Source organism: Desertibacillus haloalkaliphilus, assembly GCF_019039105.1.
Taxonomy (GTDB): domain Bacteria; phylum Bacillota; class Bacilli; order Bacillales; family KJ1-10-99; genus Desertibacillus; species Desertibacillus haloalkaliphilus.
On the sequence record NZ_JAHPIV010000174.1, the window covers coordinates 1 to 422 of the forward strand.

The following is a 422-nucleotide window of genomic DNA, read 5'->3' on the forward strand; positions in this document are numbered from 1 at the left end:
CTTCTCTCTTTCTCTTCCCCCCCCTTCTTTCCTTCTTTCCTTTCTTCCTCCCCCCTCTTCTTCCCCTCTTTTCTCCCCCCCTTCTTCCCTTTCCTTTTCTCTCCCCCCCCCTCTTTCCCCCTTTTCTCTCCTTTTTTTTCCCCCTTTCTCCTTTCCTCTTCTTCCCCCCTCTCTTCTTCCTCTTCCTTTCCTTCTCCTTTCCTCCTCTCTTTTTTTTCTTCCCCTTCTCTCCTTTTCCTTCTTCTTCCTTTCTTCCCTCCCTTCCCCCTCTTTTCTCTTCCTTCTCCCCCTTTCCCCCTTTTTTTCTCTCTCCTTTTCCCTCCCCCTCTCCTCCTTTTTTTCCCCTTTCCTCTTTTCTTTCTCTCCTTCCCTCCCTTCCCTCCTCTTCTCTCTTTTCTCCTCTTTTCCCTTCTTCCCCCTTT

1 protein-coding gene is annotated in these 422 nt (G+C 49.5%); it reads right to left on the reverse strand.

From position 1 onward, the window contains the following. Positions 1-422: hypothetical protein (locus KH400_RS29755; protein ID WP_217228087.1), on the reverse strand; the 422-nt coding region annotated here is incomplete at both ends.